Annotated in this window: 11 protein-coding genes; all 11 read left to right on the top strand. The window is 58.3% G+C overall.

What is annotated here, in order from left to right:
* The first annotated feature begins 96 nt into the window (after positions 1 to 96).
* The 11 genes from AAEZ06_RS11735 to AAEZ06_RS11685 all read left to right on the top strand — a co-directional run bounded on the left by AAEZ06_RS11735 (position 97) and on the right by AAEZ06_RS11685 (position 14,205).
* Entirely contained in the window at positions 97 to 2,892 is a 2,796-nt protein-coding gene (locus AAEZ06_RS11735) for an LPS-assembly protein LptD (protein WP_350614380.1), read from the top strand.
* Positions 2,873 to 4,207, top strand: a complete 1,335-nt coding sequence (locus AAEZ06_RS11730; protein ID WP_371923918.1) for a peptidylprolyl isomerase — start codon at positions 2,873 to 2,875, stop codon at positions 4,205 to 4,207. Before AAEZ06_RS11735 ends, AAEZ06_RS11730 begins: the two co-directional genes overlap by 20 nt.
* Entirely contained in the window at positions 4,204 to 5,193 is a 990-nt protein-coding gene (gene pdxA / locus AAEZ06_RS11725) for a 4-hydroxythreonine-4-phosphate dehydrogenase PdxA (protein ID WP_149414389.1), read from the top strand. Before AAEZ06_RS11730 ends, pdxA begins: the two co-directional genes overlap by 4 nt.
* Positions 5,190 to 6,002 (top strand): 16S rRNA (adenine(1518)-N(6)/adenine(1519)-N(6))-dimethyltransferase RsmA, encoded by an 813-nt coding sequence (gene rsmA, locus AAEZ06_RS11720; RefSeq protein WP_149414388.1) that lies wholly within the window; start codon positions 5,190 to 5,192, stop codon positions 6,000 to 6,002. The genes pdxA and rsmA overlap by 4 nt, the downstream gene beginning before the upstream one ends.
* A 122-nt stretch (positions 6,003 to 6,124) precedes the next feature.
* Positions 6,125 to 6,505 carry a Co2+/Mg2+ efflux facilitator ApaG/CorD gene (apaG, locus tag AAEZ06_RS11715; protein WP_350614378.1) on the top strand — a complete coding sequence of 127 codons (381 nt, stop codon included), beginning with the start codon at positions 6,125 to 6,127 and terminating at the stop codon, positions 6,503 to 6,505.
* Positions 6,505 to 7,374 carry a symmetrical bis(5'-nucleosyl)-tetraphosphatase gene (locus AAEZ06_RS11710; protein WP_350614377.1) on the top strand — a complete coding sequence of 290 codons (870 nt, stop codon included), beginning with the start codon at positions 6,505 to 6,507 and terminating at the stop codon, positions 7,372 to 7,374. The genes apaG and AAEZ06_RS11710 overlap by 1 nt, the downstream gene beginning before the upstream one ends.
* A gap of 33 nt (positions 7,375 to 7,407) precedes the next feature.
* Positions 7,408 to 7,737 (top strand): thiosulfate sulfurtransferase GlpE, encoded by a 330-nt coding sequence (glpE, locus tag AAEZ06_RS11705; RefSeq protein ID WP_149414385.1) that lies wholly within the window; start codon positions 7,408 to 7,410, stop codon positions 7,735 to 7,737.
* A gap of 284 nt (positions 7,738 to 8,021) precedes the next feature.
* On the top strand, positions 8,022 to 9,944 hold the full coding sequence (locus tag AAEZ06_RS11700; protein ID WP_133102277.1) for a PrkA family serine protein kinase: 1,923 nt from the start codon (positions 8,022 to 8,024) through the stop codon (positions 9,942 to 9,944).
* Between the two features lie 137 nt (positions 9,945 to 10,081).
* A complete protein-coding gene (locus AAEZ06_RS11695) occupies positions 10,082 to 11,353 on the top strand; it encodes a YeaH/YhbH family protein (protein ID WP_149414384.1) in 1,272 nt (423 codons plus the stop codon).
* Positions 11,350 to 12,912 carry a SpoVR family protein gene (locus tag AAEZ06_RS11690; protein ID WP_149414383.1) on the top strand — a complete coding sequence of 521 codons (1,563 nt, stop codon included), beginning with the start codon at positions 11,350 to 11,352 and terminating at the stop codon, positions 12,910 to 12,912. Before AAEZ06_RS11695 ends, AAEZ06_RS11690 begins: the two co-directional genes overlap by 4 nt.
* A gap of 63 nt (positions 12,913 to 12,975) precedes the next feature.
* Positions 12,976 to 14,205 (top strand): multifunctional CCA addition/repair protein, encoded by a 1,230-nt coding sequence (locus tag AAEZ06_RS11685; RefSeq protein ID WP_350614376.1) that lies wholly within the window; start codon positions 12,976 to 12,978, stop codon positions 14,203 to 14,205.
* The last annotated feature ends 7 nt before the right edge of the window (positions 14,206 to 14,212 follow it).

Genomic DNA, 14,212 nt, shown 5'->3' with positions numbered 1-14,212 from the left:
GGTCATGCTTTATTATCACGCATCTTTTTCAGACCATCGAGAGGCGTGCGGCCCACACCGCGGGCAGATGGCACGCAGGAAGCCCGGACTAATAAGATGGCATTGAAATCCCCCGCGTTTCGTAGAAAATTTCCGTTGCTGGTAACCGGCAGTCTGCTGGCCATGCAACCCTTCGCCACCTCATTCGTGGTCGCCGCGGAACAGTATGACTGCTCAGTCTCTGCTTCGGGTGCCTGGGATTGCGCGCCGAAAACCAGCGCCGCCCCATTACCACCGCGCCCGGTGCATGACGGCAGTGCCGTCAGCTCGGCCAACGGCACGCCGCAAGGCGAGACTGCTGGCGCTGAAGCCGTGCCGCAGACCAAGCTGGTCACCGAAGCCAAAGGCCGTGGCCTGCGTTCGCGCAGCGCCGACTACAGCCATTTGGATTGGGTCCCTCGCGAGAAGCTCACCGCCGCTCAGTTGGCTGAAACCGGTCCTTATTGTGCCGGTTCCTATGTCGAGCCGCTTCGTCCTGGCATGAACGACAAGACGGACAAGAGCGACGCGCCGACCTTCATCGGTGCCAAGGTCTCTCGTTATGAGCAGGAACAACAAGTCGCGACCTTGGCCGGTGACGTTGTCATGCGCCAAGGCAGCATGCAGGTCGAAGCCGAAGAGGCCAGCCTGTACCAGGCCGAGAACCGTGGCGAGCTGAACGGCAACGTCCGTTTGCGCGACAACGGCGCCCTGATCGTCGGCGACCATGCCCAGGTCCAACTGGACACCGGTGCCGCGCAAGTCGACAACGCCGAATACGTGATGCACAAATCACGCATCCGCGGTAGCGCGCTGTACGCCAAGCGCGCCGAGAATGCGATCATCCGTCTCAAGGACGGTACGTACACCACCTGCGAGCCAGACAGCAACGCCTGGCAGCTCAAGGGCAACAACATCACGCTGAACCCGGCCACCGGTTTCGGTACGGCGACGAACGCGACGTTGCGGATCAAGAACATTCCGATCCTGTACACGCCGTACATCTACTTCCCGATCGACAACCGTCGTCAATCCGGCTTCCTGCCGCCGAGTTTCAGCACCGGCAGTGAAACGGGCTTTACCCTGAATACGCCGTATTACTTCAACCTGGCACCGAACTACGATGCCACGTTATACCCGCAATACATGACCAAGCGCGGCATGTTGATGGAAGGCGAATTCCGCTACCTCACCAAGTCCAGCGAAGGGCAGTTCGGCGGCGCGTACCTCAACGACGACAACGACGAGCGCAGCAAGCAATCCGATTACGAGAAAACCCGCTGGATGCTTAACTGGCAGCACAAGGGTGGCCTGGATTCGCGCGTAATGACTGAAGTCGATTACACCGACATCAGCGATCCGTTCTACTTCCAGGATCTGAAGACTGATCAGATTGGCGTTGAGTCCCAGGACTTTATCAATCAGCAGGGTGCCGTCAACTATCGTGGCGACAACTATACTGCTCGGTTGAATCTCCAGGCTTACAAGCTGGCGACGATTTCCAACATCACTCCGTATAACCGTTTGCCACAGATCACCTTCAATGGTGCGCTGCCGTACCATCCGGGCGGGTTGAACTTTGCTTATGAAACCGAAGCTGTCCGGTTTGATCGGGACCTGAGGACCGGTAATATCACCAACGAAGATGGTGGGCCGTTCAATGCCGATGGCACTGTAGGCGAACGCCGCCTGGACAACTACGTGACAGGGCTGACCCGCGCCAACGGCACTCGCCTGAACGCGGCACCGAGTGTCGAGCTGCCTCTAAACTGGACGTATGGTTTCATCACACCGAAGCTTAAATACGTTTACACGAAGTATGATCTCGACCTAGACGAGAGAGGTAAAACCACTCTCGCAGCTGGCGACAAGTTCAAAAGTTCCCAAGATCGCGCGGTTCCAATCGCAAGTATCGACAGTGGTCTTTACTTTGATCGCAACACTCAATGGTTCGGTAAAAACTACAACCAAACCTTGGAGCCGCGCCTGTTCTATCTCTATGTTCCAGAGAAAGACCAGAGCGATATCCCCGTATTCGACACCAGCGAAACAACGTTCAATTACGCCTCTTTGTTCCGTGACAATCGCTTCGTCGGCGGCGACCGCGTCGGTGACGAAAACAAGCTGTCGCTTGGCGTCACCAACCGCTGGATCGAAGAAAACGGCTTTGAGCGTCAACGTATTTCCGTCGGCCAAGCCTTGTACTTCAAGGACCGTGAAGTCCAACTGCCAGGCATCCTGGCCGCCGACCGCGCGGATGCACAGTCGAATGTTTCGCCTATCGCCCTTGACTACGAGTTCCGCTTCAACCGCGATTGGCGCGCCACCGCCGACTACAACTGGGACACCGACAGCCATAGCGCACGCTCCGGCAGCGCGATGTTCCATTACCAGCCGGAAGACGACAAGAACAAGGTTATCAACGTTGGTTATCGCTATCGCAATGACCAGGTTGTCTACAACCAGTTGACCGGCAAATGGCAGTTCGGTGGTGACTACGGCACTGCAGGTCAAGAGAACTACGTGAAGGATTACTACAAAATCCAGCAACACGACTTCTCGATGATGTGGCCAATCATTCCCCAGTGGAACCTGATCACCCGCTGGCAGTATGACTATGCACGCAACCGTACCCTGGAAGCCTTCGGTGGCTTCGAGTACGACAACTGCTGCTGGAAACTGCGCGTGATCAACCGTTATTGGGTTTCCAACGACGAATACAGCCAGATCGCCCCGCTCAACGAAAAAGGCGACCACGGCCTCTTCCTCCAAATTGTCCTGAAGGGACTCGGCGGCCTCACTGGCGCCAAGGTAGAGAGCTTCCTCGACAAAGGCATCCAAGGTTATCGTGAACGTGAAGATAAAGCTTTCTGATTGTCTGCGCCCGCTGATGCTGGGCGCGCTGTTCCTGGGTACTGCAGCGGCACACGCTGCAGTTCAACCGCTGGACAAGGTAGTGGCCATCGTCGATAACGACGTGATCATGCAGAGCCAACTGGACCAACGGGTCAAGGAAGTTCAGCAAACCATCGCCAAGCGTGGCGGTGGCGTGCCGCCTACCAGCGTCCTGGACCAGCAGGTGCTGGAACGCCTGATCGTCGAAAACCTGCAATTGCAGATCGGCGACCGTTCCGGCATTCGTATCACCGACGAAGAGTTGAACCAGGCCGTCGGCACCATCGCTCAACGCAACAACATGAGCATTGATCAGTTCCGCGCCGCACTGGCTCACGACGGTCTGTCGTATGAAGACGCCCGTGACCAGATTCGCCGCGAAATGATCATCAGCCGTGTGCGTCAGCGCCGTGTGGCCGAGCGGGTTCAGGTTTCCGAACAGGAAGTGAAGAACTTCCTGGCCTCGGACCTGGGCAAGATGCAGCTCTCTGAAGAACTGCACCTGGCTAATATCCTGATCCCGACGCCAGACAGTGCCAACGCTGAACAGCTCAACGCAGCGGCGGCAAAAACCCAGGCTGTCTATGACCGGCTCAAGCAGGGCGCTGACTTTGCTCAGATGGCTATTGCTCAATCCGGCAGCGACAACGCCCTCGAAGGCGGTGACATGGGCTGGCGTAAAGCTGCTCAACTGCCACCTCCGTTCGATCGCGAGCTGAGCACCATGGAGATCGGCGGCATCACCCAGCCCGCTCGGACTCCTGGCGGCTTCATCATCCTCAAGTTGCTGGAAAAGCGCGGCGGCGAGACTCAGGTACGGGACGAAGTACATGTTCGTCACATCCTGATCAAACCAAGCGAAATTCGCAGCGAAGCAGAGACCAAGGCCCTGGCCCAGAAGCTCTACGAGCGCATTACCAGCGGCGAAGACTTTTCCACCCTGGCCAAAAGCTACTCGGAAGACCCAGGCTCTGCCCTCAACGGCGGCGACCTGAACTGGATCGACCCGAAGGCACTAGTGCCCGAGTTCCAGGCAGTGATGGCCGATACTCCGCAAGGCGTACTGTCCAAGCCATTCAAGACCCAATATGGCTGGCACGTCCTGGAAGTCCTTGGCCGTCGCGCCACTGACAGCACCGCCCAGGCCCGCGAGCAACAAGCCTTGACCGTACTGCGAAACCGCAAATACGACGAAGAACTGCAAACCTGGTTGCGTCAGATCCGTGACGAAGCCTACGTGGAAAACAAGCTTCCTGGCGCCGATCAAACAGGCACCGACCAGGCAGCACAGTGAAACCCCAGCGTTTCGCGTTGACACCCGGCGAGCCGGCCGGCATTGGTCCTGACCTTTGCCTGCTGCTCGCCTCGCAGCCCCAGCCATACCCTCTGATTGCCATTACCAGCCGCGACCTGCTCCTTGAGCGGGCCGCGCAACTGGGGGTGGCTGTCGACTTGCTATCGGTGGCACCCGGCAACTGGCCAGATCTTCCGGCGCCCGCCAACAGCCTATATGTGTGGGACACCCCGCTGCAGGCCAAGGTTGTTGCCGGGCAACTGGACAAAGCCAATGCGTCATTCGTCCTGGAGACTCTGACCCGCGCTGGACAAGGGTGCGTGGATGGAGACTTCGCCGGGATGATCACCGCTCCGGTACACAAGGGCGTGATCAACGATTCCGGCATCGCCTTTTCCGGCCATACCGAATTCCTCGCCGAACTGACCCATACCGCACAAGTAGTGATGATGCTGGCGACCCGTGGCCTGCGAGTAGCTTTGGTGACCACTCACCTGCCCCTGCGGGCGGTTGCCGACGCCATCACCCCTGAACGCCTGGAACGTGTGACGCGCATCCTGCACGCTGACCTACAACAAAAATTCGGCATCGCCCAACCGCGGATCCTGGTATGTGGCCTCAACCCCCATGCCGGTGAAGGCGGCCACCTGGGCCATGAAGAAATCGACATCATCGAACCGACATTAGAGCGCCTGCGCAAAGAGGGCATGGACCTACGTGGCCCACTGCCTGCCGACACTCTGTTCACCCCCAAATATCTGGAGCACTGCGACGCAGTGCTGGCGATGTACCATGACCAGGGGCTGCCCGTGCTGAAATACAAAGGCTTCGGCGCCGCAGTCAACGTGACACTGGGCCTGCCGATCATCCGTACTTCCGTCGACCATGGCACCGCCCTGGACCTGGCCGGCAGCGGCAAGATCGATACCGGCAGCCTGCATGTGGCCCTGGAAACCGCCTATCAGATGGCCGAGACCCGTATATGACTGAGCATTACCAACACCGTGCGCGCAAGCGCTTCGGGCAAAACTTCTTGCACGACGCTGGCGTGATCGACCGCATCCTGCGTTCCATCCACGCCAAGCCCGAAGACCGTCTGCTGGAAATCGGCCCGGGCCAGGGTGCGCTGACCAAAGGCCTGCTCAACAGTGGCGGCCAACTGGACGTGGTTGAACTGGACAAGGACCTGATCCCGATCCTCAACCAGCTGTTCGCCAGCCAACCCAACTTCCACCTGCACCAGGGCGATGCACTGAAGTTCGACTTCACCAGCCTGAATGCGGCGCCCAACAGCCTGCGGGTTGTGGGCAACCTGCCGTACAACATCTCCACACCGCTGATTTTTCACCTGCTGAACAACGCAGGCCTGATCCGCGACATGCACTTCATGCTGCAAAAGGAAGTGGTCGAGCGTCTGGCAGCAGGCCCTGGCGGTGGTGATTGGGGTCGCCTGTCGATCATGGTTCAGTACCATTGCCGGGTTGAGCATCTATTTAACGTCGGTCCAGGCGCGTTCAATCCGCCACCGAAGGTCGACTCGGCCATCGTGCGCCTGGTGCCTCACGCGGTGCTGCCGCACCCGGCCAAGGATCACAAGCTGCTGGAACGCGTCGTGCGCGAAGCCTTCAACCAGCGCCGCAAGACCCTGCGTAACACCCTCAAGGCCTTGCTCAGCAACGACGAAATCGAAGCCGCCGGCGTCGACGGCAGCCTGCGCCCAGAGCAACTGGACCTGGCAGCATTTGTGCGCCTGGCTGACCAACTCGCCATTCAGCCTGCGCCAGCCGCCGACTGAACCTGAGCCTCACCCGCACCACCTGTGCACAGCCAGACACCATGTCTGGCCTAGTGCCTGTCACTTGGCCTAGACTGACCGGCATCCGTTGTCCCCCCGATTTTGCTTTTAAGGCCTCTTGCATGTCCGATCCTCGTTATCAGATCGACGTCAGCGTCGTCACCCGCTTCCTGGCGGAACAATCGCAACCCGACCAAAACCGCTTCGCGTTTGCCTACACCGTAACGGTGAAGAACAACGGTGAGCTCCCGGCCAAGTTGCTGTCACGTCACTGGGTCATCACCGACGGTGACGGTCAGGTCGAGGAAGTGCGTGGCGCCGGCGTCGTGGGCCAACAACCGCTTATCGCCCCGGGCAAGAGCCATACCTACAGCAGCGGCACGGTGATGACATCCCGCGTTGGCAATATGCAAGGCAGCTATCAGATGCTCTGCGACGACGGCAAGCACTTCGACGCCATCATCGCCCCCTTCCGCCTGGCGGTGCCCGGAGCCCTACACTGATGGCAACCTATGCCGTCGGCGACCTGCAAGGCTGTCTGGAACCGCTCAAGTGCCTGCTTGAACGCGTGGCCTTCAAGCCGACACAGGATCGCCTGTGGCTGGTGGGCGACTTGGTCAACCGTGGCCCGCAATCCCTTGAGACCCTGCGCTTCCTTTATGGCATGCGCGATTCGCTGGTGTGCGTACTGGGCAACCATGACCTGCACCTGCTGGCCGCCGGCAATAACATCGAGCGCCTGAAAAAGGGCGACACCCTGCGGGAAATTCTTGAAGCGCCAGATTGCGTCGAATTGCTCGACTGGCTGCGCCAGCAAAAGCTCATGCATTACGACGAAGACCGCAACATGGCGCTGGTCCATGCAGGTATTCCTCCTCAATGGACGCTGAAAAAAGCCCTCAAGTGCGCCGCTGAAGTCGAAGAAGCCCTGGGTGATGACAACCTGTTCACGCCCTACCTAGATGGCATGTACGGTAATGAACCGGTGAAGTGGGACAACGATCTCACCGGAGTCGCACGCCTGCGGGTCATCACCAACTACTTCACGCGCATGCGTTTCTGCACCGCCGAAGGCAAACTTGACCTCAAGAGCAAGGAAGGCGCCGACACCGCGCTGCCCGGCTATAAACCCTGGTTCGCCCACAAGGAACGCAAGACCCGTGAAACGAAGATCATCTTCGGTCACTGGGCAGCCCTTGAAGGCAAGTGCGACGAGCCTGGCGTATTCGCCCTCGACACCGGCTGCGTCTGGGGCGGCGCCATGACCCTGATGAACATCGACACCGGCGAGCGCCTGAGCTGCCAGTGCGACGCTCAGGGCCACAACCAACCCCCTATTCCCGAACAATTACAGGCCATCGCAAAGCGCTAGACGGCACTTTCATCCAGACCCAAGGAGCCCGCCATGAGCGAATTCAAACGTATCCCTCCCGAACAAGCCCAGGCCCTGCGTGAGCAAGGCGCTGTCGTTGTCGACATCCGCGACCAGCCCACCTATGCCGCGAGCCATATCAGTGGTGCCAAGCATCTGGACAATCACTCGATTGCCGACTTCATCCGCGCCGCCGACCTCGACGCGCCAGTGATCGTGTCGTGCTACCACGGCAATTCCAGCCAGAGCGCAGCCGCCTATCTGGTTAGCCAGGGCTTCAGCGACGTCTACAGCCTGGACGGCGGCTTTGAACTGTGGCGTACAACCTATCCGGCAGAAATTGCCTCTGGCGACTCGCAATAATTTTTTTCACACCCCGCTATCCCCCGTGACACTTGGGCTCGCGCCGTTTCTGACAAACGGCGCACCCAAACTAATTACGCATCCCGCCTTGACCTCCCGTATTCCGAACTATCCTTAGCGCAGGCCATCCAAAACAGGGGAGAGCCGGTACACCGGCGTGCGGGTCATCGGTAGCGTTTCAGGGTGTTCTGGGGGGAAAACGGCCATTGGCAATAGCCAATGACTGCCAGCATCGACTGATTGATCCGGCGTCGGCTCCACGTATCGAGCGAGGTGACGACGTCATGAGTATTTTTAGCCACTTCCAACAACGCTTCGAGTCCACACGCCAGGAAGAGCTCTCGCTTCAGGAGTACCTCAATCTGTGCAAAAGCGACCGTAGCGCCTACGCGTCTGCAGCCGAACGCCTGCTGCTGGCGATCGGTGAGCCGGAGCTGCAGGACACCTCAGCCAATTCGCGATTGTCGCGAATATTCTCCAACAAGGTGATCCGCCGCTACCCGGCCTTTGAAGACTTCCACGGAATGGAAGAATGCATTGACCAGATCGTCTCCTATTTCCGCCATGCCGCCCAAGGCCTGGAAGAGAAGAAACAGATCCTCTACCTGCTCGGTCCGGTCGGCGGCGGTAAATCATCCCTGGCCGAAAAGCTCAAACAACTGATCGAGAAGGTGCCCTTCTACGCCATCAAGGGCTCTCCGGTGTTCGAGTCGCCATTGGGGTTGTTCAACGCCACAGAAGATGGTGCGATTCTCGAAGAAGACTTCGGCATTCCAAGGCGCTACCTCAATACCATCATGTCGCCATGGGCCACCAAGCGCCTGGCCGAATTCGGCGGCGATATCAGCCAGTTCCAGGTGGTCAAGCTCTACCCTTCAGTCCTCAACCAGATCGCCGTGGCCAAGACCGAACCCGGAGACGAGAACAACCAGGACATCTCGGCGCTGGTGGGTAAGGTCGATATCCGCAAACTGGAAGAATTCCCACAGAACGACGCCGACGCCTACAGCTACTCGGGCGCGCTGTGCCGGGCCAACCAGGGCCTGATGGAGTTCGTGGAGATGTTCAAGGCACCGATCAAGGTGCTACATCCACTGCTCACCGCCACCCAGGAAGGCAACTACAACAGCACCGAGGGCCTGGGGGCGATTCCGTTTACCGGGATCCTGCTGGCCCACTCCAACGAATCGGAATGGCACACCTTCCGCAACAACAAGAACAACGAAGCCTTCATCGACCGGATCTATATCGTCAAGGTGCCGTACTGCCTGCGGGTCAGCGATGAAATCAAGATTTACGACAAGTTGCTGTTCAACAGCTCCCTGGCCAAGGCCCATTGCGCCCCTGACACCTTGAAAATGCTTGCCCAGTTCACCGTGCTGTCGCGTCTCAAGGAGCCGGAAAACTCCAACATTTACTCAAAAATGCGCGTGTATGACGGGGAAAATCTCAAGGACACTGATCCCAAGGCCAAGTCGATCCAGGAATACCGCGATACCGCGGGCGTTGATGAGGGCATGAACGGCCTTTCAACGCGCTTTGCCTTCAAAATCCTCTCCAAGGTCTTCAACTTCGACCCGCACGAAATTGCTGCCAACCCAGTGCATCTGCTCTACGTGCTGGAACAACAGATCGAACAGGAGCAATTCCAGGCCGAAATCCGCGAGCGCTACCTGCGCTTCCTGAAAGAGTATCTGGCACCGCGCTATATCGAGTTTATTGGCAAGGAAATCCAAACCGCATACCTGGAGTCCTACAGCGAGTACGGCCAGAACATCTTCGACCGCTACGTGTTGTACGCCGACTTCTGGATACAGGACCAGGAATACCGCGACCCGGAAACCGGCGAAATCCTCAACCGCGTGGCCCTCAACGAGGAGCTGGAAAAGATCGAAAAACCGGCTGGCATCAGTAATCCGAAGGATTTTCGCAACGAAATCGTCAACTTCGTTCTGCGCGCCCGCGCCAACAACAACGGCAAGAACCCCACCTGGCTCAGCTACGAGAAGCTGCGGGTGGTCATCGAGAAGAAAATGTTCTCCAACACCGAGGATCTGCTGCCCGTCATCAGCTTCAATGCCAAGGCCAGCAAGGAGGATCAGCAAAAACACAACGACTTCGTTACACGAATGGTCGAGCGTGGCTACACCGACAAACAGGTACGACTGCTCTCCGAGTGGTACCTGCGGGTCAGAAAATCGCAGTGAGGCAGCGACAAGCGACAAGTTGCAGGCACCAGCCGCACCGACGGGCGCGGCTGGATACGCGGCAACCGACCGCCTGTCTTTAAGCTTCCAGCTTGCGGCTTGAAGCTTGTAACTTGAAGCTGCCCGGAGGGCTCCCCATGAGCTATGTGATCGACCGACGTCTCAATGGCAAGAACAAGAGCACGGTAAACCGTCAGCGTTTCCTGCGGCGTTACCGTGATCACATCAAAAAGGCCGTCGAAGAGGCTGTCAGCCGCCGTTCCATCACTGACATGGAGCATGGCGAACAGATCAGCATTCCCGGACGGGATATCGATGAACCGGTGCTGCACCATGGCCGTGGCGGCAAACAGACCGTCGTCCACCCAGGCAACAAGGAATTCACCAGCGGCGAACACATCCAGCGCCCACAGGGCGGTGCTGGAGGCAAAGGCCCAGGCAAGGCCGGCAACTCCGGCGAGGGCATGGATGAATTCGTGTTCCAGATTACCCAGGAAGAGTTCCTCGAATTCATGTTCGAGGACCTCGAACTGCCCAACCTGGTCAAGCGCAACCTGACCGGTACCGACACCTTCAAGACCGTGCGCGCCGGGATCAGCAACGAAGGCAATCCGTCACGGATCAACATCATCCGCACCTTGCGCTCGGCCCATGCCCGGCGTATTGCGCTGTCTGGCAGCAGCCGGGCAAAACTGCGGGACGCCAAGACCGAACTGGAACGTTTGAAGCGCGAAGAGCCAGACAATTTCGGCGATATCCAGGAAATCGAGGCGGAAATAGCCAAACTCAGCGCACGGATTCATCGCGTACCGTTCCTCGACACCTTCGACCTGAAGTACAACCTGCTCGTCAAGCAGCCCAATCCCAGCTCCAAGGCCGTGATGTTCTGCCTGATGGACGTCTCCGGCTCCATGACCCAGGCGACCAAGGACATCGCCAAGCGCTTCTTCATCCTGCTGTATCTGTTCCTCAAGCGTAACTACGACAAGATTGACGTGGTGTTCATCCGCCATCACACCAGCGCTCGTGAGGTAGACGAAGAAGAGTTCTTCTACTCACGGGAAACCGGTGGCACCATCGTTTCCAGCGCCTTGAAGCTGATGCAAGAGATCATGGCCGAACGCTATCCATCCAACGAGTGGAACATCTACGCCGCCCAGGCCTCCGACGGTGACAACTGGAACGACGACTCGCCGATCTGCCGCGACATCCTGATCAACCAGATCATGCCGTTTGTGCAGTACTACACTTACGTCGAGATAACTCCCCGCGAACACCAGGCCCTGTGGTTCGAATACGAGCGGATCAGCGAAGCCTTCTCTGACACCTTTGCCCAGCAACAATTGATCTCGGCCGGTGATATCTATCCGGTCTTTCGTGAACTCTTCCAGCGCAGGTTAGTGACATGACCGCCAAAGAGCATAAGCGCCAACCCATTTCCACGGGGTCCGAATGGACCTTCGAACTGATCCAGGCCTACGACCGGGAAATCAGCCGCATCGCGTCCGGTTACGCCCTGGACACCTATCCCAACCAGATTGAAGTGATCACCGCCGAACAAATGATGGACGCCTACGCTTCGGTGGGCATGCCACTGGGCTACCACCATTGGTCCTACGGCAAGCACTTCCTTAGCACCGAAAAGTCCTACACGCGCGGCCAGATGGGCCTGGCCTACGAGATCGTCATCAACTCCGACCCCTGCATTGCCTACCTGATGGAAGAAAACACCATCTGCATGCAGGCGCTGGTGGTCGCGCACGCGTGCTATGGCCACAACAGCTTCTTCAAGGGCAACTACCTGTTCCGCACCTGGACCGATGCCAGTTCGATCATTGATTACCTGGTGTTCGCCAAGCAGTACATCATGCAGTGTGAGGAACGCCACGGTATCGATGCAGTGGAAGACCTGCTGGACTCCTGCCACGCCCTGATGAATTACGGGGTCGATCGCTACAAACGCCCTTATCCAATTTCCGCCGAGGAGGAACGGCTGCGCCAGAAGGATCGCGAAGAGCATTTGCAAAAACAGATCAACGACCTGTGGCGCACCATTCCCAAGCGCGCCGACAAGAACAGCGACAAGGACAATGCGCGTTTCCCCGTCGAACCTCAGGAAAACATCCTGTACTTCATCGAAAAACATGCTCCATTGCTGGAGCCCTGGCAACGAGAAATCGTGCGAATCGTGCGCAAGATTGCCCAGTACTTTTATCCACAGCGCCAGACCCAAGTGATGAACGAAGGCTGGGCGACGTTCTGGCACTACACGCTGATGAACGACCTGTACGACGAAGGACTGGTCACCGACGGCTTCATGATGGAGTTCCTGACCTCCCACACCAGCGTCGTATTTCAGCCCGGCTTCGACAGCCCGCACTACAACGGCATCAACCCTTACGCCCTGGGCTTTGCCATGTACCGGGATATTCGCCGCATCTGCGAACACCCAACCGAGGAGGACCGGCGCTGGTTCCCAGACATTGCCGGCAGCGATTGGCTGTCCACCCTCAAGTTCGCCATGAGCAGCTTCAAGGACGAGAGCTTCATCCTGCAGTACCTGTCGCCACAGGTAATTCGCGACCTCAAGCTATTCAGCATTCTCGACGATGACCTCAAGGACGACTTGCTGGTCCCGGCCATCCATGACGAGCCTGGCTACCGCACCATCCGCGAAACCCTGGCCGCGCAGTACAATCTGGGCAACCGGGAGCCCAACGTGCAGATCTACAGCATTGACGTGCGCGGTGATCGCTCGCTGACCCTGCGCCACCAGCAACACGACCGAAAACCCCTTGGTGAGTCCACAGACGAAGTCCTCAAGCACCTGCATCGCCTGTGGGGGTTCGATATCCATCTGGAAACCCTGCAAGGCGACCAGATCATGAAAACCCACCATGTGCCGCCCCGCCACGAACACGGCGATAACGATTACGGCCGCCTGGACCTGGCCGTTGTCCACCTTTGAAACAGCAAAGCCTCCACTGGCAAGGCACAGGCGTTATCCTGTGCCGCTAATGGAGGCTTTTTCATGCAAATCTACAAAGTCGGCGGTGCGGTCCGTGATCGTTTGCTGGGTATTCCCGTTACCGATATCGACCGCGTCGTGGTTGGTGCGACTACCGAAGAAATGCTCGCCCAGGGCTTTCGTCCGGTAGGTGCAGACTTCCCGGTATTCCTGCATCCCAGGACAGGCGAGGAATACGCCCTCGCCCGCACCGAGCGTAAAAGCGGTCGCGGCTATGGCGGATTTGTCTTTCATGCCAGCCCCGACGTCACCCTGGAAGAAGACCTGATCCGTCGCGACCTGACAATCAATGCCATGGCCGAAGATGACGATGGAAACCTGACCGACCCCTATCATGGCCAACGCGATTTGAAAGCCCGCGTTCTACGCCACGTTTCCCCCGCGTTCGCCGAAGATCCCCTCAGGGTTCTGCGTGTCGCCCGCTTTTGCGCGCGCTATGCCAGCCTGGGCTTTACCGTCGCCCCGGAAACCCTGGACCTGATGCGCCAACTCAGTGATTGCGGCGAATTGGAAGCATTGACGCCGGAACGTAGCTGGAAGGAAATTTCCAGGGCGCTGATGGAAGATCAGCCACAGGTATTTATCCAGGTATTGCGAGACTGCGGCGCGCTGAAAACCCTGATGCCGGAAGTCGACGCCTTGTTCGGCGTGCCGCAACCCGAAGCTCACCATCCCGAGATTGATACCGGCGTGCACACCTTGAGCGTGCTGGAACAGGCCGCGCGCCATGGACAACCCTTGACCGTTCGCTGGGCCTGCCTGCTGCATGATCTGGGCAAGGGCCTGACGCCTGTGGATAAGTTACCGCAGCATATTGCTCACGAGCAAAGGGGCTTGCGGCTTATCAAGGCGGCCAATGAGCGCTTCAAGGTGCCCAGAGATTGCCAGGAACTGGCGCTGCTGGTGGGCGAATACCATACCCATGGTCACCGAGCACTGGAGTTGCGGGCCTCGACATTGCTGGAGTTGCTGCAAAGCTTTGACGTTTATCGCCGCCCGCAACGCTTTGAAGAGTTTGTCGTGGCGTGCGAAATGGATGCCCGAGGCCGCAAGGGACTGGAGGAAAGAAGTTATCCACAGGCTGATTATTTGCGCGGGGCTGCGTTGGTGGCACGCGGCGTTGCCGTTGCGCCATTGCTGGAGCAAGGCTTCAAAGGGCCGGAGTTGGGTGAGGCGCTCAAGCGTGAACGACTCAAGGCATTGATGACCTACAAAGAACAACATCTCCTGTAGCGAGCGC

Origin of the sequence: Pseudomonas sp. HY7a-MNA-CIBAN-0227 (assembly GCF_040310325.1) — a bacterium.
Lineage (GTDB): Bacteria > Pseudomonadota > Gammaproteobacteria > Pseudomonadales > Pseudomonadaceae > Aquipseudomonas.
Note: the sequence above shows the minus strand (reverse complement) of the source record. Positions and strands in the feature narration are given on the sequence as shown.